The following is a 21,798-nucleotide window of genomic DNA, read 5'->3' as shown; positions in this document are numbered from 1 at the left end:
CATGCTATCTCATTTAAGAAAATTATAAACTTTCTAAATGTTTTTTCCAAATAGAAAAAACCTAACAAAAAATATAGTCCTGTCATAAGTATTTTTTGCCAATCCATATGGACAGTTTTCTTGTCATAGTACAACCATTCATAAGAATAGGCTAATTAAGAGAAGATAATCTCCACTCATAACGAACAGTAAGACTTTAGGACGGGTGAAAGAATTGCCTTAGTAATGGGCCGAATGGTTCAACTAACCCATCAATATCGATAAGGAAACTCACTGGTGAAGTTATCTATCTAGGTAAATGTATCACCTATTCCGTTGAGTTCCATAGTATGTATAAGAATATTGGATAAAGGATGTTGTATATGCCAGCTATTGTTGGAGTAGCTCAAGTTATATCAGTTGGAGGTAGCTCTATTTTTAATATTGGTGATGTATACAAAATGATGCCTATCTCTAGCGCGAAAACTTTTTCTGGATCTGGCTCTTTTAATACGGGTGATGGATTAAATGTTACTAACTATCGTAGTTCTACTAATACGTATGATAATGATGGCATAGATCAGCCAATTGCAGCAAATGCGTAGCGTAAGTAGACTAAAAGGTGTGTGAACATGAATTACTTTATTCAACAATCTATCGTAATAAATACACTTAAAATTGGAGGTATCTCTAACTCTTCCGTATTACAAATAGGAAGTGCAGGTATTATTAAACCCGCTTCTTATTTATATAATACAGGTGGATTCACAGAATCGGCTCCTGAGCTTTCTCCAAGTGAGCCGGGACTAAACATTGCAGAAGAAGAAACAGTTTTTACGCCAGCAGTTCCCTTGCAGTCTCCTCGTAAATAGGACTAATTTTCACGAAGGAAAGGGGGGATAGAATTGTCATATGATTTTTATGAATACAGCGAAAAAATGCGTCATTATTTACAGCAGCTTGAAAAGAGAATAATCGATTTAGAGAAACAAGTGGCTGCCTTAACCAACGATCTTACAGCGATAAAAGAAAAACCAACCGTTCATATTGAACGAATAGATTATAGCTTCGACCAATTAAAAGTAGAGACGTTAGAAGGAACGTTAAATATTGGACTTAACCCTGAGGATTTAAGCAACATCGAAGAGCTGGCTATTAATCCAAGTTCACCAATTAGTCAATCACATGCCCCTTTCTATCCGCCAATTGATCCAAAGCAAATGATGAATCGATCTATGGATATAGAAGAGGAAATGAATCAATTTATTCAATTAGAACTACCAGATATCATTCGAAAGAAACAATTAGAGTTGAATATGTCTGAAGAAGAATCATATGTCACCTTTATTCAAGATGATATTTCTAAACAATTGCCCACTAGAATTCAATATTACTTACAACAAGGTGCTAACCGTAAACAAAATGGAAGTATTTTAACAAATGAAGCGATTATCAAAGCGTTAAAGGAAGAAATGGAAAATGGCGTGCATTTATTTTTAAGCAATATACCGGATAATATGAAGGGAAGTGGAAAAGAATGAATTTTCAAGTATACAATCGAGAGCTTCAAGTAGGAAATATAAATATTATTGGGGTTGCAAGCTCCTCTATCTGCTTAGTGGGTGATGCCCAAACTATTCAATTAGCTTCCACCTTTGATACACCTGCTGAATCTCTCATTATCGGTCCCTTTGTTCCACTGCATCCCAAAATTTAATGATGTTTCAACGTACTTCTGTTGTCGATTCGATTAATATTAGTACTGTGTCCTTTTCTTCCATTGTGGAGCTTGGTGACGCCACTTACCATCAAGCCCTTTCACGTGCTATAGCTGTTCAAAGACAAAAGGAACTCTTTTATGGATCGGAAAGTGATTATAAAGACTATGATGTTTTTAAGGAGCCTATCCCGTTAATTCCGGTTATGGAAAATGTAGAATGTCATTTTGAAAATCTTAAACCGATTATTAAAGTTCATCATATAAATATTACAGGAATATCTTCTGCTTCCTTGCTTCAAATAGGGAATTGCCGTCATATATATACCGAAGCAAGAATTAAACACATTCGTCAATTCGAGCAAGATATGGCGACAGAAGCTGGAAATAACTTAATTCCATTAAATGAACCTGGCCAATTAGATATGTCAGCAAGTGAAAGTTCTGTCTCTGTTACTGGCACGGCTCTCTCTGGTTCGCCTATTTCAGACGTGGAAACATCAGCACCGGAATAATCAAAAAGATGCCATTGTGTATGCATTCGGAATTACACTTTCTTTTATAAAGCCAAATCTTCCATGTTAATAGGCCATACTGGCTAAAGATAAACTAATAACATGTTATAGAAACAAGGAGGTAAAAAAATGCCTGCAATTGTAGGACCAGTACAAATTGTTAACGTAGGGGAAGGAATTGTACAATTTGGGGATTCATTATTTATTTCTCCAAAAGGAAATTCAAAGGCAACCTTAGGCTCTGGTACCTCCAATACGGGAGCATTTATTATAACAAATAATGGATTAAACGCTAGTAACTATATAGATACAAGTTTACTTGATCAACCAGTTGTTGCAAATAACTAGCTGCTAAGCCCCTTAAGGTTCCATTATATTTTTCAAGGAGGAAATAATTATGCCTACTATAATAGGTCCGATTCAAATTGTTAACACGGGAGAGGGAATTGTGCAATTTGGAGATTCTCTATTTATTTCTCCTAAGGACAACGCAAAATCAACAGTAGGTTCAGGTACTGGAAATAATGGTGCATTTGTAATCACTAATAATGCAGTCAATTCCAGCAATTATACAGATAGCAGCGGGGTTGATCAGCCTATTTCCGGTAATAATTAATAAATATCCCACTCCGCTTTCTACATTAATTCGGCCTCCTACAAGCTTTGCAGGAGGCCATTTTATACGAATAGGACACGAGAATTTTTACAACTTCAACACATGTGCACCATCAAAAAAGAATAAGTATTTCTCTTCTATTTTTCGCTTTAAGATTTTTTCCAATGCTTCTGTATAAAGCTCTATTTGCACTTTATAGCGTGATTCTAATATTGGTTTTGCTTCTTCATATCCACTCTTATAACGACCAGATATTGTGTCTGTTTTATAATCAAGCAATACAGTACCTAAGTCATCTTCAAAGAATACATCAATAATTCCTTGAACGAGAACTGGCTCTTCTTCTCCCTGCCAGTCTGCATATACTCGGCTTGCTGGATAAGCAATATTAAAAGGAATTTCTCTTACAAGCTTTGGTGCCTGCTGCATTCTTTTTCCTAAAGGTGATTGGAAAAAGGATAAAATAGAAGCAATATCAATAACTTCTGCCTGCTCAGACGATAATAGTTCTTTTTTGACCATATCTTCTAATAATTGCGTCAGACTAGCTTCTGTAACTATCGCTTTTACATCTACATGCTGCATAACCATATGCATAGCAGTTCCGATTTCTGCGGGGCTTAATTTTTTTTCCTGCATAAACTTCGGTCGATTCCAGACCGTTTGCTTCCATTTCTTAGCAAGATCTGTCCCACTTTGAGCATCCCGCAGTTCTCCTTGACGCTTCAATTCGGATACAGACTGCTTAGAGCGATGAGAGGTGCTTTCCTTGGAAAAATAGGACCATCCGAAAGTTTCCTTAATGTCATCTTTATATACAGAGGAACGATCCATTCGCTTTCCTTCCGATACTTTTTCTAGCCATTCGTTTTCTTTATTTTCTTCCTCCACCGATCGGTTTAGAAGCTCCTCTTTTTGAAGAATTTTCACTTCCCAATTAGATGGATGGAAAGAAATTTCCTCTTTCTCACTCCAACTTTCTAAATGAATCCATTTGTTGTCACGATGTCTTACTAATGCAGGACCGATCCAATCTAAGTATGACTTCGCTTGGGCACGATCAAATTCATTTAAAAGCCAGTTTGAATGCCCTGCGATTTGGGACCATTTCTGCTTTGCCTTTTCGATATCCTTCACCGCACCTATTAAAATCAGCTTTTCCTTTGCTCTAGTTAATGCAACATATAAGACGCGCATCTCCTCTGCCAGCAACTCCATTTTTTTCTTTTTAGCAAATGCAATTTGCGGGAGGGACGGATAAGATATTCGCTTTTTGGCATCAATATATTTCGTAGCAAAACCTAAATCCTTATCCAATAAAAAGTTCTTTCTTAAATCCATTGTATTGAAATTCCGGCCCAACCCTGCCATAAATACAAATGGGAACTCTAAACCTTTACTGCTGTGAATTGTCATAATTCGAATAACATCTTCTTGTTCGGTTAAAGCTCTTGCAGCACCTAAATCATTGCCGCGATCCCTCATTCTCTCTACAAATCGCAGGAAGCGAAATAACCCGCGAAACGATGTTTCTTCATATTGCCGAGCCCTGTCATAAAGTGCACGCAAATTCGCCTGACGCTGATTTCCTGCTGGTAATCCCCCCACAAAATCATAAAAATATGTTTCTCGATAAAGCCTCCAAATTAGTTCAGATAACGCCCCTCTTCTTGCCTCAGAGCGCCAATCTGCAAATTTATCAAAGAATGGTCTTATTTTTGCATACAAAGCTTCTTCTTTCTGATTATTGGATTGAATAAAAGCTTGGATAGCTTCATAAAAAGCTCCTTGTTTCTTGGCAATCCGCAGCTTACTTAATTCCTCTTCGGTTAATCCCACGATGGGAGAGCGAAGAACCGAAGCAAGCGGAATATCTTGATATGGATTATCGATAATCTTTAGTAAAGACATCATGATATCCACTTCTGTGGATTCAAAATAGCCAGTTGTTAAATTCGCATAGGTCGGGATATTATACTGCTTTAATTCTTCCATTATTTGCGGAGCCCATGTCATGGATCGCAATAAGATGACCATATCCTTATAACGAATTGGTCGATATGCTTTTTGTTTTGCGTCATATACCTCTTGGTTTGTTTCAAATAATTCTTTTACCTTTTCAGCAATTACTCTTGCTTCTAATTGGGATTGTTCCAGTTCTGCTGCATCAAGTCCCGTTGATTCTCCGTCCATCTCCATGTCTTCGCTTGAATCACGCTGATTTACTAATGCAACTTCAATCGGATAAGGAGTTTCTTCTGGATAACTTGCACCTAGCTTTAATTCTGCACTTTCATCGTATTCGATTTCGCCTACTTTTACACCCATAATTTGTTTGAAGAGAAAGTTAGTTCCTTCTAATACTTCTTTTCTACTGCGAAAATTTTTCGCTAAATCGATTTTATAACCAGCATCTTCCCGTTCTTGAAACCGAAGATATTTCGCTAAGAATAGATTAGGCTCTGCTAATCGGAAGCGATAAATACTTTGTTTTACATCGCCAACCATAAATAGATTTCCTTCCGACTCACTATCCTTTGTTACTAGCTTTAAAATAGATTCCTGCACTAAGTTTACATCCTGATACTCATCGATAAGCACTTCTTTAAACTGATTTCGATAAAACCATGCTGCTTCTGATGGAATAAGCTCCGTATTGTTTTCTTCTGGCTGACTTAAGATAGCTAGACAAAAGTGCTCTAAATCAGCAAAGTCCACTAACCCTTTATCCATTTTTATTTGTTGGAATCTTTGCCCAAAGGCCTCCACTAAATAAACAAGTGTCTCTACATGTGGCTTCATCGCCGCCATATCCTTTAAGAAGTTCTGTGGTTTTCTTGTAAAAAGATCGCTTTGCATTTCTTGCAATATTTTTTTTGCGCGATCTCTGATTCTTTGTCCCTCTTCCACTAGCGCTGGATCATATTCGTCTCCTTTGCAAGGTTTTGCCCGTGAAAATTTCAATGACTGCATGGCCTCATATAAAGTTTCCCAGGAATGCGCCTTTGCCTTTTCTAAAATAGAGACTAATTCTAAATCGTCCAAGAAGTTGCTCGCTCTCGGGGCGGGACCTCCTGGAAGCTTTGTCAATTCGTAGCCATACTCAAGCAGCTTCCTCACACCTTCTAGCTGCAGCTCCACATCATCAATTAAATGCTTCATAAATGGCAATTCAGTAATATCTGCATCTTCTTTCCTATCATACATCTCGATTAAAGACTGTAAATAAGCAGACGGAAATGGATTAGAGCGGGAAAAATCATATATTTCTTGAATCATTCGCTGCAAAGCATCATCACTGCGGTCATTTGTAAAAGCATCTACTAGATCAAAAAAGGCGAGATTATTTTCCTTCCCGTATTCCTCTTCAAAAAGATCTTCTAAGCATTCATCTCTTAATAATTGTCCTTCTGTTTCATCAGCAATTCTAAAGCCTGGATCCAAATCAATTAGATAATAATATTTTCGAATAACTTCTAAACAGAAAGAATGTATGGTGGAGATATGGGCTTTATTTAAAAGTACCAGCTGTCTTTTTAAATGCTGGGAGGCTGGATTTGCATTGATTTCTTTTTCCAGCACTTCGCCGATCCGGTGCTTCATTTCTGCTGCTGATGCGTTCGTAAACGTAACAACGAGCAATTCATCCACATTGATTGGCTGATCGGAAACGATTTTTCGAATCATTCTTTCAACTAATACGGCTGTTTTACCTGAGCCAGCTGCCGCTGCGACTAAGATATCCTGTCCACTAGACATAATCGCTTTCCACTGATCATCTGTCCAGGTAACATCTGCTGGCTTGTCCGGTATATTAATCTCTTTCACTTGTATTAGCCTCCTCTCTAATTAATTGCAGTACCTCGTCTTTTGAGTAGGCTGGCAATTGTCTATATTGATTTGTTTCTAATGCTTCATCAAATTGACAGACAGACTTAAACGAGCAGAAAGTACAAGGCTTCTTGTCATTTAATCGATAAGGTTCTATACCTACTTCTCCACTAATAATCTTATTTCCTGAATCTTTATATTTGTGACGTACAAATTTTTGCATTTTGCTAAAGTCGTCTCTTGTAGCTACCTTCGATGCCTTCGTAAGGGTGCCATCAGTTTTAAAACCTGCCGGGACAATTGGCGAATTCCCTTTTTCCAATGTTTCATCCATTAACTGAATGACTCGTTCTTCTCCCAGCATTAACCCATTCATTTTAAACTTCTTTAATAGCTCTTCTTCAATTTCATCTAATGTAAGGATTTTTTTACTTGAAATCATCGGATTATGAACATGAAAATATAATACTCCAGCCGGGCTCGCTTTCTTATCCACCAAAATTGTGCTGTTTGTAATAATTAAGTCCAAATAAGTAAGCATCTGTAAGGACAAGCCATAGTAAACTTCATTCATATTTAATTCTTGACCACTTGATTTATAGTCAATTACACGTAAATATACTTCATCCCCAACTTCAGCCTTATCAACACGGTCAATTCTACCAATCAGATTCATATTTGTGCCATTTTTCAGCGGAAAAGAAATCGATGGCAGCTTACCTTTTGGTCCAAATTCAAGTTCTAAATCAATTGGCGAGAAACCGCTATGTTTGGCATGTTCGCTTAAAATAAGAGAAGCTCTGCTAATGATTTGTTCTAGCTTTCTTTTTATATAATGATGTCTATTAGTACTAAGCAATATCTCATTCTGCAATTTAGGTGCGAGCATTTCTACCGCATCTCTTGCTAAACTTTCACATTGCTCTCTTGTTAAACTAGACCACATTAACTCTTGATGCATAACTGTTTCCGCAATATATTTTAAGGCTGCATGAAATAAATCACCAATAGCAGGTGCTTCTAAACGATATACTTGCCGTTCGCGGAGCTTTAATCCATGGGTAGCAAAATGCGAAAATGGACAAGCATGAAATAACTCCATTCTCGAAACACTTGCTGAAATAGTATCTCCATACAATTCACTGCTTGTTTGTTCCGATAATTTCTCGGTTTTATTTTGATAAGTTAAACTAGAAAAAACCTTTTTGGCTGGTTCTCTCCAATTTGGGTGTTCGATATACTCATTGTAAACATCCCACCAGAAATCATAGATAGGATACTCTCTTTTCTTCAAATAAAGCTGGCCAGTAAGGTAAGACAAAGTTGTTTGTAAATGAACCACATAATCAAGCTGGCCTTCTTCTGACAATTCTTTCGGATCAGACATATAATAGACAGTTTCAGCTTTTGGAAATAGATCCTGCATTCTTTTGATATAAGTAGATGGCAAGATAGACTTTCCTTCATCATTTGCTAGTGGATAGGTTAAATAAAGATAATCCGTTGGCGTTGTAAATGCTTTGTATGCAAGAAACTCCTCGTCTAATAACCTTGTTTTGCTTGTAGGAGCAAGCTTCATCCCTTTTTGTTGTAATGATTCTCTATCTGTGTCTGCAAGTATTCCCTCATCCTGAAATCTCGATGGAAAAACACCCTCATTTAGACCGATAACAAACGCAACCTTTATATCATTTAAACGAGACTGTTCTAAGTCAGCAATCAATACTTGATCCAGTGCTGGAGGAACAAGAGAAAACTTTAATGTATCTAGCCCTGCACTAATCACCGTTGCAAATTGCTTTGTTGAAAATTCCTCTTCCCCGAGTATCTCCACAAATTGATCTAATAGATCTACTATACTGTTCCATGCTTGATCATGCTCTCCAGCTTTTACTAGCTCCCCTTTGCTCTCTAACTCATTCTTCCAATACTCCATCTTCACCGGCACTTCAAGCTCTTCTAAAAATAAATATAGTGCTTCACATTTCGCTCTACCAGTTTTTCCTCTTTTCAAACGGTTTTGAAGACGGATTAGAGGAGCAGTTAAAGAGAGACGCAGTTCATTTAATTCTTGTTCGAATTCCTTTTCTGCATCCGTCTGTACACCTTGTTCAAATTCCAGCCCCTTAATTCTTCGATACTTCCAGCGTTCTTTTGAAGTCCACTTATTTCCCTTTATTCCATATGCAAGACAATAGTTTTCAAGCCTGTCTACTTTTTCTCTAATCTTATTTTTACGTTCATGAAGTGGAAATAGTAACTCCGTTTTTATCGAACGAAACACCGGCTCATAGCGCCAATTTGTATCGAAAATTTCTAAAGAGGAACGGATCAGCTCCACCAAAGGATGATCATGCATTCTACTTTTCTGATCAATAAAAAAAGGGATATGATAATCTCTAAATACAGTTTCTATAATATTTTGATAGGCTGACAAATTTCGAGACAGTAAACTAATCTCTCGATAGCGGTAATTCTTATGTCTAACAAGTTTTACGATTTCCCGTGCAATCCCTTCTATTTCTGCACGCGGATTTACGCTTTCAGCAAATTTAATAGTTGCATCTTCAGTAAAAGCTCTAGCTGGTCTGCTATCAAAATGACTTTCTATATGAACTAACGATGGATGGCTACTTTTTTTGAATTTTGCGAGTTTGACAACCTCGACTTCTACTCCTAATTGCTTAGCCATCGCTTGAATAGTTTGGAAGGATTCTGTAGTCATTCGGAATAAACTTAAGTCATCATTTTGGGAAGAAAAAGGATCGAGTGTATTCGTAATCGTGACCTTTTCACATGTATGCATTAACTGCTGAATGATTAAATACTCTTGAGGTGTAAAGCTATAAAAACCATCAATATAAATTTCAGCTTTTTGCAAATAAGAGGACTCGCTAATCTTTTCCGCAAGCAAACGGAAATAATCCTCCCCATCAATGTAATTCCCAATAATTCTTTCTTCGAACTTTTCATAGATTAATTCAAGGTCACTGATTTTATCCTGTAAAGCCTTGGTTGATTCTTTTGTTCCTGCTAATTGCGCTTTCGTTGCTAACAGTTCCTCTGGAGTAACAGTATATCGTCTAAACTCCGTGACTAATTGTTCTACCTGATCAATAAATCCGTTCTTATCGGCAACTTTTTTAAATAGAGTTAGTTCATTTTTATTCTCTTCTATTATTTTTCGAATCAGCATGCTTACACCCATACTATTAATGTGGTAGCGGCTGATTCCGCCTGTTTCTTGCAGTACTCTCCATGCAAGGCGGGTAAAACTATATACTTGCGAACGAAACATTCCCTGAACATTCGAGCCAGACAATAAACGTTGATCTGACATAAAGGTCATCTGATCTGGAACGATATAAATAATCGGATTCCCTTCTGGATTTTCAGCAAGTTTCGCTTGAATTTCTTCTATACAGAACGTTGTTTTCCCGGTTCCAGACCGACCTGTTAATAAGCGAACAGTCATCCAATAACCCCCTTTTTTTCTATCTCCATTATTCCTTTTATGTAATTATCATCATAACATAGAAACACATGTTTCTATAGAAAAGTGCTGCTGGATAATTTTTCTCTTTTTCGAAGAGCTAGTTTTAACAAAAAAAAGATGCTGGGACATAATTATCCCAGCTTAAGATAGACCCAAACAATTATAAAAAAAGATTCATATAATTTTTGGCTATTTATTTATTTAAAAAAAGATGCTTACGTCCACCCTTCCCTAAAAAGAAAATTGTATTTCATTAAATGGCCAATAGCGCAAGCTTACTTTCCCAACTACTTGGTCAATAGAAATAAATCCGAAATGTCGGCTATCCCAGCTTCCTAATCGATTATCCCCTAATACAAATAATTTCCCCTTTGGAACTGTAGCTTCACCAGTAATCTCTTTTAATGTAAAATTCCCTGTCAGCCTTCCAGAAGATACTTGTTTTCGGTAATCATCTAAGAAAGGCTCCTCATACTTTTTCCCATTTATAAATAGGTGGTCATCTCTATACTCTACTTTATCTCCAGGGATGCCAATTACTCGTTTCACATAATCATCATTTTTATTTGCATGAAAAACAATAATATCAAAGTGATTAAAGTCAGTCATTTTATAACCAACTTTATTAACAACTAATTTATTTCCGTCCTGCAGGGTAGGCATCATCGATTCACCTTCCACTACATAATTGGAGAAGAAAAAAGCACGAATTATAATAAAGATGATAATTCCGATAGCAAATGCCTTTAACCATTCTATGCTTTCTTTCTTTATTGCTTCTTTCAACCTCTATCTCCTCCAAACAATATTTACAAACCATTTTATTAATGGCTTCTCTCTTTCTCATCAATCCCAACATTATTCATTTTAATTTCGATCCTTTTTCCAATAAACCAAAGAATAAAGATAGCAATCGCGACAGGTATCGTACGTAATGGCTGGGCAATCATGGAGCGTAAATCATAACCGATAAAGCTAATCGTGCTAATCATAACGAGCTTACCCGCAATTACTGCCAGAATATATTGGCTCGTACTAATTCTCGATAAACCAGCTACTATATTTACAAGTGCAGATGGTGTAAATGGAAAACATAAAAGCAAGAACAATGGGCCAAATCCATGTCTTTCAATCCAGATCATTGGCTTCTGCACTTTTTTATGATTACTTAAAAATCTCAGCATTCTTTTCTTTCCATATTTCCTAATGATAGAGAATACAAGCAATGCTCCTAAAATTGTTCCAACCCATGAATAGAGAAATCCCAGCCAAAACCCAAATGCGTTCACATTAGCCATAATAAAAACAAACAGCGGCAAGAAAGGAAAGAACGCTTCTATCAGCGGAAGTAAGACCCCTGGCAACGGTCCAAATGAACGATAACTATCAATTAAATCCATTATTCTTTCAAGCGTAAACCATTCTTTAATTAAGTTCATATCCATGAGCACAAAACCCCTTGTATAACTTACGCATCTTTTCGTATGTGTATTCTTTTAATAGTGTTGATTTTTTAATTAATCTAATAAAATACAAGGATCTTTCCGCTCCTTATATAGACATTTTCGCTTTAACATTGGCAGCCCCAAAATCCCTCTGCCTATACCATTTTAATTCGTACATCGCTAATTAAATATAAAGAGTATGTTAAAAAAACTCCATTTATTGCGCTAAAAATTCTTTTATCGCTGCTTTATTTGCTTCTAAATCGACAGATAATACAGCAGCCCCATTCACTTTCATATCTTGGAAAGTTCCGTCTACTGGAACTCTTAACGATTCTACCTCATGACTTTTTGAAGTCAGTAAATCTTTGCCGATAAATAGCATATCACCAGTATCCATGCTCGTATTAATATATGGCATAATAACCCCTGCCAATTTAGGCAATTTAGCAAATGTTTGAACAGCGGAAACCTGATCAGCGATCGCTTGTAATGTCTTTTGTTGTCTTGCTACTCTTCCAAAGTCCGATTCTGCATCATGTCGGAAACGTACATATCCCAGTAACTGCTTTCCATTTAAATGCTGTAGTCCCGGCTCTAATGTCACACCAATATTTTTAGACATTTGCTTCTCTACATCGATTTCTACACCATTTGGGAATGCTTCATCAATTACTGCTTCAAATCCTTCAAAATTGACAATTGCATAATATTGTAAATCTATATCGAAATTTTGTTTAATGGTTTGTCTTAGTAATTCAGGACCATCTACCGTATAAGCTGTATTTATTCTACCTTGTCCATATCCTGGTATATCTACATACATGTCTCTCATTAACGATATGATTTTATATGTACCTTTATCTGGATGGTATTGGGCAATCATAATCGTATCGGTTCTAGATTGTTTTTCCCCTTTACGCTGGTCACTTCCCAATAAAAGAATATTTGTGCCTCCGCTACTATCTTTTTCCCCATTAAATTCATATTTAACCTCGTCTATTCCTATCTTCCCTAACGATTGCTTCTCACCTTGCTTATATTGAAAAATACTATATATAGTTACAGCTAATATAAATAGAATAAGGAACAGGAAAAAAACTCTTCCTTTTCGTAATCTCCTTCTTTTCTTTCCTTTTCTATATTCTTCTCTCCCCATTTCTTTTAATCCTTTCTATATCAATCTCATTTTTTAATTATTTCATTATTAATTGTAGCCTTTGCAAAAAATTTATAGACCTTCTTTTCCATGTAAATTCCTATGCTTTATCTAGCCCCTTAATTTCTTCGTCATTATCTTTCTTTTTACTATCATATCAAAAAATGTTCCATTCTACATTTTTTTCTGCTTAAAATTACATCGCAAGGTAACATTGTCCTTTTCTCTCTCTGTCTCCATATACGCTCCTCTTAAAATCAAAGTATTTATTCCAAAAGAATTATCCCATATCAATAAAAGAGGGCACCCAACGGCGCCCTCTTTTATTGATTAATTATACGTACTCTAAAAACCAATTGTTAATATAGTTTAATCGCTCTATTCGAAGTGCAGGTTTGCCACTTCTGGAAAGTTCATGATTTGATTCTGGAAAACGGACAAATTTTGTTTTTTTCTTTTGTACCTTCAAGGCAATAAACAACTGTTCTGCCTGTTCAATTGGACAACGATAATCTTTTTCACTATGTAATATTAGTAAAGGTGTTTGTATGTTATTTACATAGGCTAACGGAGAATGCTTCCACAGTGTTTCTATATCATTTAAATCTGCTTTTATTTGCCAATCTGTGAAGTAATACCCTATATCACTTACCCCATAAAAACTAATCCAATTAGAGATGGAGCGCTGTGTAACAGCTGCCTTGAAACGGTCTGAATGTCCAACAATCCAGTTTGTCATAAAGCCGCCATAGCTTCCTCCTGTAACCCCTAGGCGAGAAGCATCAATAAAATCAAATGTTTCTATTGCATAATCAATGGCATCCATAATATCTTCATAATCCTTTCCACCATAGTCTCCACGGACAGCATCTACAAATTGCTGTCCATATCCATGGCTTCCTCTCGGATTAATAAATAGTACAGCAAAACCATTGGATGTTAATGTTTGAAATTCATGAAAATAAGAATTAGCATACATTGCATGCGGTCCTCCATGAATCTCTACTACCATCGGATATTTTTCGCCCTCTTTAAAACCTTGTGGCTTCATTAACCACCCATGAAGATCCCAACCATCCCGAGACGTAAATTGAAGCGGTTCTGCTTCAGAAAATGCCCGTGTTTCCACAAACACTTTATTTACATTGGTTATTTGCTTAGTTTCTCCAGTCTCTAAATTTAATGTATATAAATCTCCGGGATGTGTAGGTGTACTAATGGCCACCACCGCTTTTTTTAGACTGCCTCCTGTAGATAAGCCATATACATGCTGGTTATCAATAAGAGATGGATAGATCGCTCCAGAAGTATTTCCAAAATAAACAACTGTATTTCCATGATCTGTTGCTAAAAAGGTAAAGCTTTCATTGTCCTCTCCCCACAGCATACCAGGTGTTACAGTTCCCTGTTGAAAATCACCGATTGCATAATCCCCAACATTCACATCCCATTCTGGTGTTAAACATTGGAGAAAATCAGCTTCTACCTCATACACCCATAGCTGTGATAGAGTGGCATTTTCATACTCTCTGTCACTCCCTATTAATCCTAATCTTCTACTATCAGGGGTCCATGTGGCTTTTCCATAATTTCCGTTGCTTTCCGTTATCTTCTTCCAACTTTCTTCTTTTCTATTGTAGAGATAAATATCAGAGATAAAACTGAAGTCCTTTTCTTTGCTTTCATCTGCACTAATTGCTATGTATTGACCATTAGGTGACCAGCTTTGCAAATAATAATTATTTTCTCCAGAAGTAAGTTGTTTGATTGTTTTATTCTTAATATTTAAGACAGCGATATGATCATAGCTGCCATCCCAAAAACCCTTTCCATCTGATTTATATTTCATATTTGTCACTTCTAGAGCAGAGAGCTTTTCTTCCTTCTCATCTGTTTTCATCTCTTTATCGTCTACTGTCTCTTCTTTTTTAAAATGGCATTGAAAAGCTATTTCTGTGCCATCAGGTGACCATACAGGATTACTTACTCCATTCACTAAATAAGTAAGCTGCTCCGCTTCGCCACCTTTTTTACTTAATAAAAATAATTGATTTTTTCCAGATCGATTAGAAATAAAGACAATTTCTTCTCCAGTCGGTGACCATCTTGGAGAATGATTTTGATGTTTCCCAAACGTCCATTGCATTGTTTCAAGTGTGTTTAGATCTTTATAATAAATATTGGAATAATACTTATCAGTCTCTTGGCAAATGGAAGTGACTACATACAAACACTCTTCCCCTTTTACTTGAGGATCCACCACAGAATTTAATTCATACAAATCTTCTGCATTTATTCTTTTACTTTCTTTCACTTCCATCTTCCTTCCTTAATTAAAGTAGTTATATATTTCGACAACTGAAATACTTTTCCCTTCTTAAGCTGTCTTTTTTCTTTTATATTTTATCAAAGATAGCAAGGGAGCTTTGTACATTATTGAAGCAATTCTGTAAGCCACTCTAAAATTGTCATTATTCACTTGAAAATAGGAAATAAAAAAGGTATTATCATAAACAAAGAACAAATGTTCTGTTTATGTGAAAGGAAAGGGGTAACGAGTATGACAAGAATTCCTGAAATAGAAAGAGATGTTATGGAAAAAGCTATTTATCTTCCTATGCTTTTAACAATACTTAATCGAGATCTGCAGGTCATCAAAATAAGTAATTTAAAATTAAAACAACCTTATATAGATCTACTCGAAAATGCAATGAAAGTAGTACAATCGGAGTTAAAAAAAACGAAGAGTTATATGTATAAGCATACAATGAAGATTCAAGAAGTAAATCGTGATGAAGCATTTACCATGTTTTTATTTATTTATAACGGCTATGAAGAATATCATAACTACTTTAACCCCCGCCTTCGCAATAAAGTTCAAGAATTATTGGAGCATTATTTATACAAAAGGTTTACTATTAGCTAACAAAAACAAATAAAAAAAGATTAAATTGCTATCCTACTTTTTTTTATACATCCCTTGAGCTTCTGCTAATTTTTTTTGTTTATCCACCAGTAAACTTTTATATGTTAACTTAGGATTAATACTTGCTTCATGATTATAACGCTGTAATGTTTTAAGAGAGTTCGTCCGCATTATTTGATTTCTTAGGGTATAGAGTGAAACCCCTATTTCTACACTTTGCAAATTTTGAAATGTTATTCTCACTTTAGAGGCTTCTATTTTTTTGGTATCAAGAATATGATGAAGAGAAATCCATGCACAGTTGTTATTTCTAGGAGAATGAGTGGGAAAAAAATAAACGGAATTAAAATCATCAATTACAATTGGCAGCTTATGATAATAGGTCATTAGTTGGCGAGTTCCCTCCCTTCTTCCTTCGTAAGAACTTCCCAGATAACCACATGTTGCTTTCACAATCATTAATGGACTACGTTTGCATAAAAAAACATTATTATGTTCATATACCTTTGAATAGATATCGCCATTAGCTACAATGTATGGTAAGACTGCAAGCGTATGATAATTAATATAATACTTTTCGACTATTAAATAATTTTCTTCCAACTATAAATCCTCCTTTTTTAGTAATCTTCCCCTATAATAGCACTTTTTACCTAATGAATCTTAAGACAAAATAATTTTTCAGAATATAGACATACTTTATAATCAAATTTCATAATTTTAAAAAAACAAATTGATAATTATCAATTTTTCCCATATAATATTAAAAAGGCATCAGGAGGGAAAGACAATGAATGATAAGCCCTATACTGAGTTTACAAAGTTAAGTGGCCAGAAAAAAAACACAAATACTTATGTAAAAGACCTCTATATTGAAATGTTGCTTTCTGAAATTCAATTAAAAAATGAAAAAGCAAATTTGATGTCCTTGATTGATAAAGCCATTGATGAACATGACAGAAAAACATTTAACGAACTGAGCAACGAATTTAACTTATTATGTAAGCGCTTCGGAACTTGATAATACCAATAAATAAAGCCAAAGGATGTCCCAAAGAGCCTAATCACTACGATGATTAAACTCTTTGAGTCATCCTTTATTTTTGTATTATTATTTTTTCTGATTTTGTAATCGAATGCTTTCTTCTTCCAACTTACTAATTCTCTCCAGCATCGTCGGGTGGCTATAGCGGAATATTTTCACCAATAAAGGTGGATTTACTTCACTCAGTCCCGTTTTTGCTAGCTTTTGAAATGTCACAATACCAGCCTCTGGATTTTCTGTTAATTCGACCGCATAGTGATCAGCTCTTTTTTCCTCATATCTTGAAATGACATTAGTTAATGGGTTTACAGCAAATAGCAGCATGGAAGTTAATAAAAGAATTAAAGGAAAGGATTGTATATCCTCTACTTTTGCAATTTTAAGTGCTGCCCCCCATCTATTTACAATCCAGTGCAGCAATTTATAAATGAAATATAAACCAAATAAAGAGGTAAATAAGGAGATACCTATTCCTATATAAATATGTTTTTCTACATAATGAGCCATTTCATGTGCCATTACAAATAAAATTTCGTCATTCTCTAATTCCTTTAAACTAGTATCCCACAGCACAATTCTTGCATTGCTCCCTATTCCTGTAACATAAGCATTTAATGCACTCGTTTTATCTGACATATTTACTTCAAAAACATGATCGGCTGGAATGTCAGAAGCACTCGCAAGCTTCAATATCTCTGCCTCTAATTCTTTATCCTTTAAAGGAGTGAAATCATTGTATAGCGGATCAATGACGACAGGCTGAATAAACGTGAGAAATAAGGTAAAAGGAATGGATAGAACCCAGGCATAAAGCCACCATCTCTTTTGACTCTTGTTCATTAGCCAGTATAAAACGGAAACAATAAGAAACAGAATGACATAATTCACCCAAAAATCAATAAATTGATCCTTCATCCAAGAAGGAAAGCTCTGGGTAGAAATATGATAGGTTTTTGATACAGAGTAACTAATATAACTAAGTGGAAAGGTGATAATAAAGGCAGTAATATTCAGCCAGAATAAGTAAATAGCCGTTTGCATCGACTTATATTTCGCAGAAGCCTCTCCCCATTTTTTAAATACTTTGGAAAAGCCAAATAACAAAACAAATAAGTAAAAAAGCCATTCAAATGGTGTAGAAATAAAAAACAAGAAGTTCCTTACCCGTGAATATTCCTCACTTAATACCAATTCTCTGCTATTTAAAAAAGTACTTGGATCTGCTTGAGATCCTTGATATTCAAAGGGTAAAGCTGGACTAGTATATTGAAATAAATACCAATAAAAAAACAAACCATATAACACATAGGCAACTACTGCATAAAAGCCAATTTTTCTAGTCATAATCTCCCTCCTGCCAGCCTAGTACAACCTATTATTAATAAGTAGTCCAAAAAGGATTGTTTTAGAACTAAAAGGAGATATTTCCACTATTTATTTTGATGTAAAAAAAGCGTGTCCAGCTCCCCGTTGCACTCTTACTTTCAAAAAGGGTATAAAAAAAGCATCTAAAATAATAAGATACCTCCTATCATTTAAGATGCTTTTTTTTATTCTTCTATCTCATCAATAAATCAATTGCAGAAAATCTTCTTTTGTCACATTTCCAAAATAATGCTTAATAGAAATGTCGTCTAATGCCTTTTCTAATTCGGAGCGATCATAGCGGACCCCAATCAGTCGTTTTTCAATATCTTCTACATCGCCAACTCCAAAGAAATCACCATAAATTTTGCAGTTTTTCACAATTCCTTTTACTACATCAAATCTTACATCGATTTGACCAACTGGGAAACGATGAGAATGCTGTAAATTGAATTTAGGAGATTTGCCATAATTCCAATCCCAGTTTTGATATCTTTCTTTAGATAATTGATGAATTTTTTCCCAATCCTCTGCTGTTAAGACATATTCTTGAATATTCTCTTCCCCATCGAAGAGATAGCTTAATAATAGGTTGCGAAATTCTTGAATAGATATTTTTTCTGGAAGAAATTCAGTAATATTCGCTACTCTGCTTCTTACTGATTTGATCCCTTTAGATTCAATTTTGTCTTTTTTCACTTTTAATGCTGACACAATATGATCCATTTCAGAATCAAATAATAATGTTCCATGCGTAAACATTCTTCCTCTTGTAGAAAATTGTGCATTGCCAGAAATTTTTCTACCTTCAGCAAGAAGATCATTACGACCACTTAATTCAGCATTTACTCCCATGCTTTTAAGTGCTTGAACAACAGGCTCAGTGAACTTTCTAAAGTTATGGAAGCTATTCCCGTCATCTTTTGTAATAAAGCTATAACTTAAATTACCTAAGTCATGATAGACGGCACCGCCACCAGATAATCTTCTAACAACATGTATGCCATTTGATTCTACATAATCAGTATTAATTTCTTCTATCGTATTCTGGTTTTTCCCAATAATGATAGAAGGTTCATTTATATAAAATAAAAGATACGTTTCATTTATGTCTAAGTTTTTCAAAGCATACTCTTCAATTGCTAGATTAATGCGTGGATCTGTTATCCCTTTATTATCTATAAACAGCATAAAAAGACACCCCTTATAATTTTGTAGAATTATATCCAATTTTCCCGAATTTAATTACCCTTTTATACTATAACGAAAAAACGGGAAATAATCACTTCATTTGTACTTTTTTCATAGAATTGGCAAAGTTTAAGAATTGGAGTGATATTTTAAGCACAATATAAAAAGCTGCAACTATGTATCTTCCCCACACTCTATCAAGGCTTCGCACAATAGATGTGACTTAGGAAGATATAAAGTTAGCAGCTTTTTCAAATTATTCTACCGTTACTTCTACTTCCTTATTTGTATAATACCGTTTGTATTTAAAAATAAAGTAAGCAGCTGTACCCGCAAAGAATATAAGTGGATAAATACCAAGAATCTCTGCATTATGCCACATAAAGTCCATATCACCAGTAGAGATAACTGCTTTTAATCCAGCTACTGAATAAGACATTGGCAAGAGATTGTGAATATGTTGTAAAACATTTGGTATTAACTCTAACGGGAAAGTACCCGCACTAGTTGTTAATTGGAAAATCATGATGATGACGATAATAAATCGTCCTGGATTTCCAAATAAAGTAACCAAAAATTGAATGATCGAGAAAAATACTAAACTAGTTAGAATGGTAAATAGGATAAATAATGGTACACTTTCCACTTCCATTCCTAAGATGACTAGCAATACAAAGCAGGCAACTAAAGCCTGTAAGATTCCTACCCCAATCAAAATAATCGTTTTGCTTAAGAACCAACGAATTCCACTTCTCGGCTGTTCTTCTGGTTCTGCAAAAGAGAACACAATAGAGAGCATTAATGCACCAACAAATAGTCCTAGCGAAATGAAATATGGCGCTAAGCCTGTTCCATAGTTTGGCACATCCGATACTTTATCTTGGTCAACTAAGATTGGTTCTGCTATCATGTCATATGTTTTTTCATCAGAATGGATGGAACTTGCTTCCTCAGCTCCGTCTGATAATTTAGACGAAAGCTCCTTGCTTCCATCTAATAAAGAAGATGTTCCATTTACCAATTTTTTTGATCCGTCTTTTAGCAAATCGGTTCCATCTGATAAAGCATTCGATCCTGTTGCAAGTGTATTCATTCCTGATACTAAGGTGTTTGCACCAGTGGACAATTTAGTAGAACCATTAACAGCTTTTGCAAATTCAGAAGCATACTTATTCATACCAGCCACAAATTGTTCCTGACCAGCTACCTGCTGTTTTACCCCATTTTCTAGCTGGCTGCTTCCATCACTCAGCTGATTAATGCCTGTTTGCAATTGTTTTTGCCCTTTATTTAAGTCTGTTATGCCATTAGACAAGCTTGTTCCGCCTGCTGCCAGCTGGTCTGCTGCTTGACTTAACGCTTTTGTATTGGTGGCAATGGAAGAACTGCCATCCACCAACCCTTTAAGTGCTGCTACAAGCTGTTGCTTATTTTCTTCTGGTAAACCTTGCAGCATGGGCATTATCGCATTAACTGTTTCCTGTAAGGTTGTTGCACCTTCATGCAACTGATTAGCTCCAGCAGCCAATTGTGCTGATTTATCGCTCCAGTCTGTTAAGCCTTGCGTTAAAGTATTGGAGCCTGTTTGCAGCTTATTTGTCCCTTCAATTAACGAAGGAATATTGGCTTTAACTGTGTTGATTCCATCTTTCGCTTGCGAAACACCATCAAGAATTGCCTGGTCTCCCCCTTGCAATTTCTGTGCAGCATCATTTAATTTCCCTTGGGCTGATTGCAATTGCGTTAATCCTTGATTTAAATCATCTGCTCCATTGGCGAGCTCTTTCACTCCATTATTAGCACTATTAACACCATCAGAAAATTGTATAGACTTTTCAGCAAGTGTTTCTAGATTTTTATACACTTCTTCGGTACCCGACTTTACTTTATCTGTTCCATCTTTTAAATCTTTTGCACCATTACTTGCTGTTTTTAAGCCGTCTGACATTTTCGTAATATTTTCAAAAATAGATTCCGCATAAGTTTCTGTCACTTCTTTACTAACACCTTGCTTTATTTTTTCAATTGCGGAATTCCCTATTTGAGAAGAAATAAAATTATATCCTGGATTAGAAACATATTTCAGGTCCAATTTTTGTGGATTATCTTCAAGCAATGTTGTCGCATTATTTGAAAAATCTTTTGGAATTTCTATCAGCATATAATACTTCTGATTTTCTAAATTTTTATAACCAGTTTCTTTATCGACAAATTTAAAATTAAAGTCTTCGCTATCCTTTAAATTTTCTACTAAATCTTTTCCGATATCTAATGATTTTCCATTCATCTCTGTCCCTGTATCTTCATTTACAACAGCAACAGGCAATTTGTCTAAGTTTCCATAAGGATCCCAAAAGGCCCATAAATAAATACCTGCATATAGTATTGGAACAAACACAATAGCGATAACAGAGATCAGCACCATTTTATTTTTAAAAATAGAGGACAGCTCTGCCTTTAGTAAACTTTGTTTCATATAATTCCCTCCATTTTTAATCAATCATTTATCCTTT

Annotated in this window: 19 protein-coding genes; 9 read left to right on the top strand and 10 right to left on the bottom strand. The window is 35.4% G+C overall.

The features are described from left to right. Positions 1-362: 362 nt before the first annotated feature. The 7 genes from NX902_RS06520 (at position 363) to NX902_RS06490 (ending at position 2,827) form a co-directional block, all read left to right on the top strand. Positions 363-584: a spore germination protein gene (locus NX902_RS06520; RefSeq protein WP_095330076.1), complete on the top strand. Its 222-nt coding sequence runs from the start codon at positions 363-365 to the stop codon at positions 582-584. Between the two features lie 27 nt (positions 585-611). Next, positions 612-851, top strand: coding sequence for a spore germination protein GerPB (locus tag NX902_RS06515; protein ID WP_095330077.1), 240 nt, complete (start codon positions 612-614; stop codon positions 849-851). A 33-nt stretch (positions 852-884) separates the two neighbouring features. Beyond that, positions 885-1,520 carry a spore germination protein GerPC gene (gerPC, locus tag NX902_RS06510; RefSeq protein WP_095330078.1) on the top strand — a complete coding sequence of 212 codons (636 nt, stop codon included), beginning with the start codon at positions 885-887 and terminating at the stop codon, positions 1,518-1,520. Next, positions 1,517-1,696, top strand: coding sequence for a hypothetical protein (locus NX902_RS06505; protein WP_016202027.1), 180 nt, complete (start codon positions 1,517-1,519; stop codon positions 1,694-1,696). Before gerPC ends, NX902_RS06505 begins: the two co-directional genes overlap by 4 nt. Before the next feature lie 2 nt (positions 1,697-1,698). Then, complete coding sequence (locus NX902_RS06500; RefSeq protein WP_163187682.1) at positions 1,699-2,211, top strand: spore germination protein GerPE; 513 nt, start codon at positions 1,699-1,701, stop codon at positions 2,209-2,211. 129 nt (positions 2,212-2,340) lie between these two features. Then, complete coding sequence (locus NX902_RS06495) at positions 2,341-2,559, top strand: spore germination protein (protein ID WP_047943094.1); 219 nt, start codon at positions 2,341-2,343, stop codon at positions 2,557-2,559. 49 nt (positions 2,560-2,608) lie between these two features. Then, entirely contained in the window at positions 2,609-2,827 is a 219-nt protein-coding gene (locus NX902_RS06490) for a spore germination protein (RefSeq protein WP_095330080.1), read from the top strand. 87 nt (positions 2,828-2,914) lie between these two features. Here the strand turns inward: NX902_RS06490 and addA are convergent, their stop codons facing one another. From addA to NX902_RS06460, 6 genes are all read right to left on the bottom strand, one after another. Next, positions 2,915-6,655: a helicase-exonuclease AddAB subunit AddA gene (gene addA, locus NX902_RS06485; protein ID WP_095330081.1), complete on the bottom strand. Its 3,741-nt coding sequence runs from the start codon at positions 6,653-6,655 to the stop codon at positions 2,915-2,917. Then, positions 6,642-10,133 carry a helicase-exonuclease AddAB subunit AddB gene (gene addB / locus NX902_RS06480; protein WP_095330082.1) on the bottom strand — a complete coding sequence of 1,164 codons (3,492 nt, stop codon included), beginning with the start codon at positions 10,131-10,133 and terminating at the stop codon, positions 6,642-6,644. The genes addA and addB overlap by 14 nt, the downstream gene beginning before the upstream one ends. Positions 10,134-10,385: 252 nt before the next feature. Beyond that, a complete protein-coding gene (gene lepB, locus NX902_RS06475; RefSeq protein WP_095330083.1) occupies positions 10,386-10,940 on the bottom strand; it encodes a signal peptidase I in 555 nt (184 codons plus the stop codon). Positions 10,941-10,978: 38 nt separating this feature from the next. Continuing rightward, positions 10,979-11,599, bottom strand: a complete 621-nt coding sequence (locus NX902_RS06470; RefSeq protein ID WP_095330084.1) for a TVP38/TMEM64 family protein — start codon at positions 11,597-11,599, stop codon at positions 10,979-10,981. Positions 11,600-11,816: 217 nt separating this feature from the next. Further along, positions 11,817-12,758, bottom strand: a complete 942-nt coding sequence (locus tag NX902_RS06465) for an LCP family protein (RefSeq protein ID WP_172866211.1) — start codon at positions 12,756-12,758, stop codon at positions 11,817-11,819. Positions 12,759-13,092: 334 nt separating this feature from the next. Further along, on the bottom strand, positions 13,093-15,078 hold the full coding sequence (locus NX902_RS06460; protein WP_341160663.1) for a S9 family peptidase: 1,986 nt from the start codon (positions 15,076-15,078) through the stop codon (positions 13,093-13,095). Positions 15,079-15,318: 240 nt separating this feature from the next. Between NX902_RS06460 and NX902_RS06455 the strand changes: the two genes are divergently transcribed. Beyond that, positions 15,319-15,684, top strand: coding sequence for a hypothetical protein (locus tag NX902_RS06455; protein WP_095330087.1), 366 nt, complete (start codon positions 15,319-15,321; stop codon positions 15,682-15,684). A 33-nt stretch (positions 15,685-15,717) separates the two neighbouring features. Here the strand turns inward: NX902_RS06455 and NX902_RS06450 are convergent, their stop codons facing one another. Further along, a complete protein-coding gene (locus tag NX902_RS06450) occupies positions 15,718-16,287 on the bottom strand; it encodes a competence protein ComK (RefSeq protein WP_095330088.1) in 570 nt (189 codons plus the stop codon). 187 nt (positions 16,288-16,474) lie between these two features. Here NX902_RS06450 and NX902_RS06445 point away from each other — a divergent pair, with 187 nt between their 5' ends. After that, complete coding sequence (locus tag NX902_RS06445; protein WP_341160662.1) at positions 16,475-16,705, top strand: IDEAL domain-containing protein; 231 nt, start codon at positions 16,475-16,477, stop codon at positions 16,703-16,705. 90 nt (positions 16,706-16,795) lie between these two features. Here NX902_RS06445 and NX902_RS06440 read toward each other — a convergent pair whose 3' ends face one another. The 3 genes from NX902_RS06440 to NX902_RS06430 all read right to left on the bottom strand — a co-directional run bounded on the left by NX902_RS06440 (position 16,796) and on the right by NX902_RS06430 (position 21,761). Next, positions 16,796-18,073, bottom strand: coding sequence for a M48 family metallopeptidase (locus NX902_RS06440; protein ID WP_341160661.1), 1,278 nt, complete (start codon positions 18,071-18,073; stop codon positions 16,796-16,798). A gap of 222 nt (positions 18,074-18,295) precedes the next feature. After that, entirely contained in the window at positions 18,296-19,285 is a 990-nt protein-coding gene (locus tag NX902_RS06435) for a lipoate--protein ligase (RefSeq protein WP_341160660.1), read from the bottom strand. A 256-nt stretch (positions 19,286-19,541) separates the two neighbouring features. Further along, the gene (locus NX902_RS06430) at positions 19,542-21,761 is read right to left on the bottom strand and encodes a YhgE/Pip domain-containing protein (protein ID WP_341160659.1); all 2,220 of its coding nucleotides are present in this window, start codon (positions 21,759-21,761) and stop codon (positions 19,542-19,544) included. Between the last annotated feature and the right edge of the window lie 37 nt (positions 21,762-21,798).

Origin of the sequence: Niallia sp. FSL W8-0954 (genome assembly GCF_038005605.1) — a bacterium.
In the GTDB taxonomy this organism is placed as follows: Bacteria; Bacillota; Bacilli; order Bacillales; family Cytobacillaceae; genus Niallia; species Niallia circulans_A.
Note: the sequence above shows the minus strand (reverse complement) of the source record. Positions and strands in the feature narration are given on the sequence as shown.

Coding starts and splice junctions, on each gene's coding strand:
- NX902_RS06520 (WP_095330076.1), top strand. CDS start 363: ATGCCAGCTATTGTTGGAGTAGCTCAAGTTATATCAGTTGGAGGTAGC.
- NX902_RS06515 (WP_095330077.1), top strand. CDS start 612: ATGAATTACTTTATTCAACAATCTATCGTAATAAATACACTTAAAATT.
- NX902_RS06505 (WP_016202027.1), top strand. CDS start 1,517: ATGAATTTTCAAGTATACAATCGAGAGCTTCAAGTAGGAAATATAAAT.
- NX902_RS06500 (WP_163187682.1), top strand. CDS start 1,699: ATGTTTCAACGTACTTCTGTTGTCGATTCGATTAATATTAGTACTGTG.
- NX902_RS06495 (WP_047943094.1), top strand. CDS start 2,341: ATGCCTGCAATTGTAGGACCAGTACAAATTGTTAACGTAGGGGAAGGA.
- NX902_RS06490 (WP_095330080.1), top strand. CDS start 2,609: ATGCCTACTATAATAGGTCCGATTCAAATTGTTAACACGGGAGAGGGA.
- addB (WP_095330082.1), bottom strand. CDS start 10,133: ATGACTGTTCGCTTATTAACAGGTCGGTCTGGAACCGGGAAAACAACG.
- NX902_RS06470 (WP_095330084.1), bottom strand. CDS start 11,599: ATGGATATGAACTTAATTAAAGAATGGTTTACGCTTGAAAGAATAATG.
- NX902_RS06465 (WP_172866211.1), bottom strand. CDS start 12,758: ATGGGGAGAGAAGAATATAGAAAAGGAAAGAAAAGAAGGAGATTACGA.
- NX902_RS06460 (WP_341160663.1), bottom strand. CDS start 15,078: ATGGAAGTGAAAGAAAGTAAAAGAATAAATGCAGAAGATTTGTATGAA.
- NX902_RS06455 (WP_095330087.1), top strand. CDS start 15,319: ATGACAAGAATTCCTGAAATAGAAAGAGATGTTATGGAAAAAGCTATT.
- NX902_RS06445 (WP_341160662.1), top strand. CDS start 16,475: ATGAATGATAAGCCCTATACTGAGTTTACAAAGTTAAGTGGCCAGAAA.
- NX902_RS06440 (WP_341160661.1), bottom strand. CDS start 18,073: ATGACTAGAAAAATTGGCTTTTATGCAGTAGTTGCCTATGTGTTATAT.
- NX902_RS06435 (WP_341160660.1), bottom strand. CDS start 19,285: ATGCTGTTTATAGATAATAAAGGGATAACAGATCCACGCATTAATCTA.
- NX902_RS06430 (WP_341160659.1), bottom strand. CDS start 21,761: ATGAAACAAAGTTTACTAAAGGCAGAGCTGTCCTCTATTTTTAAAAAT.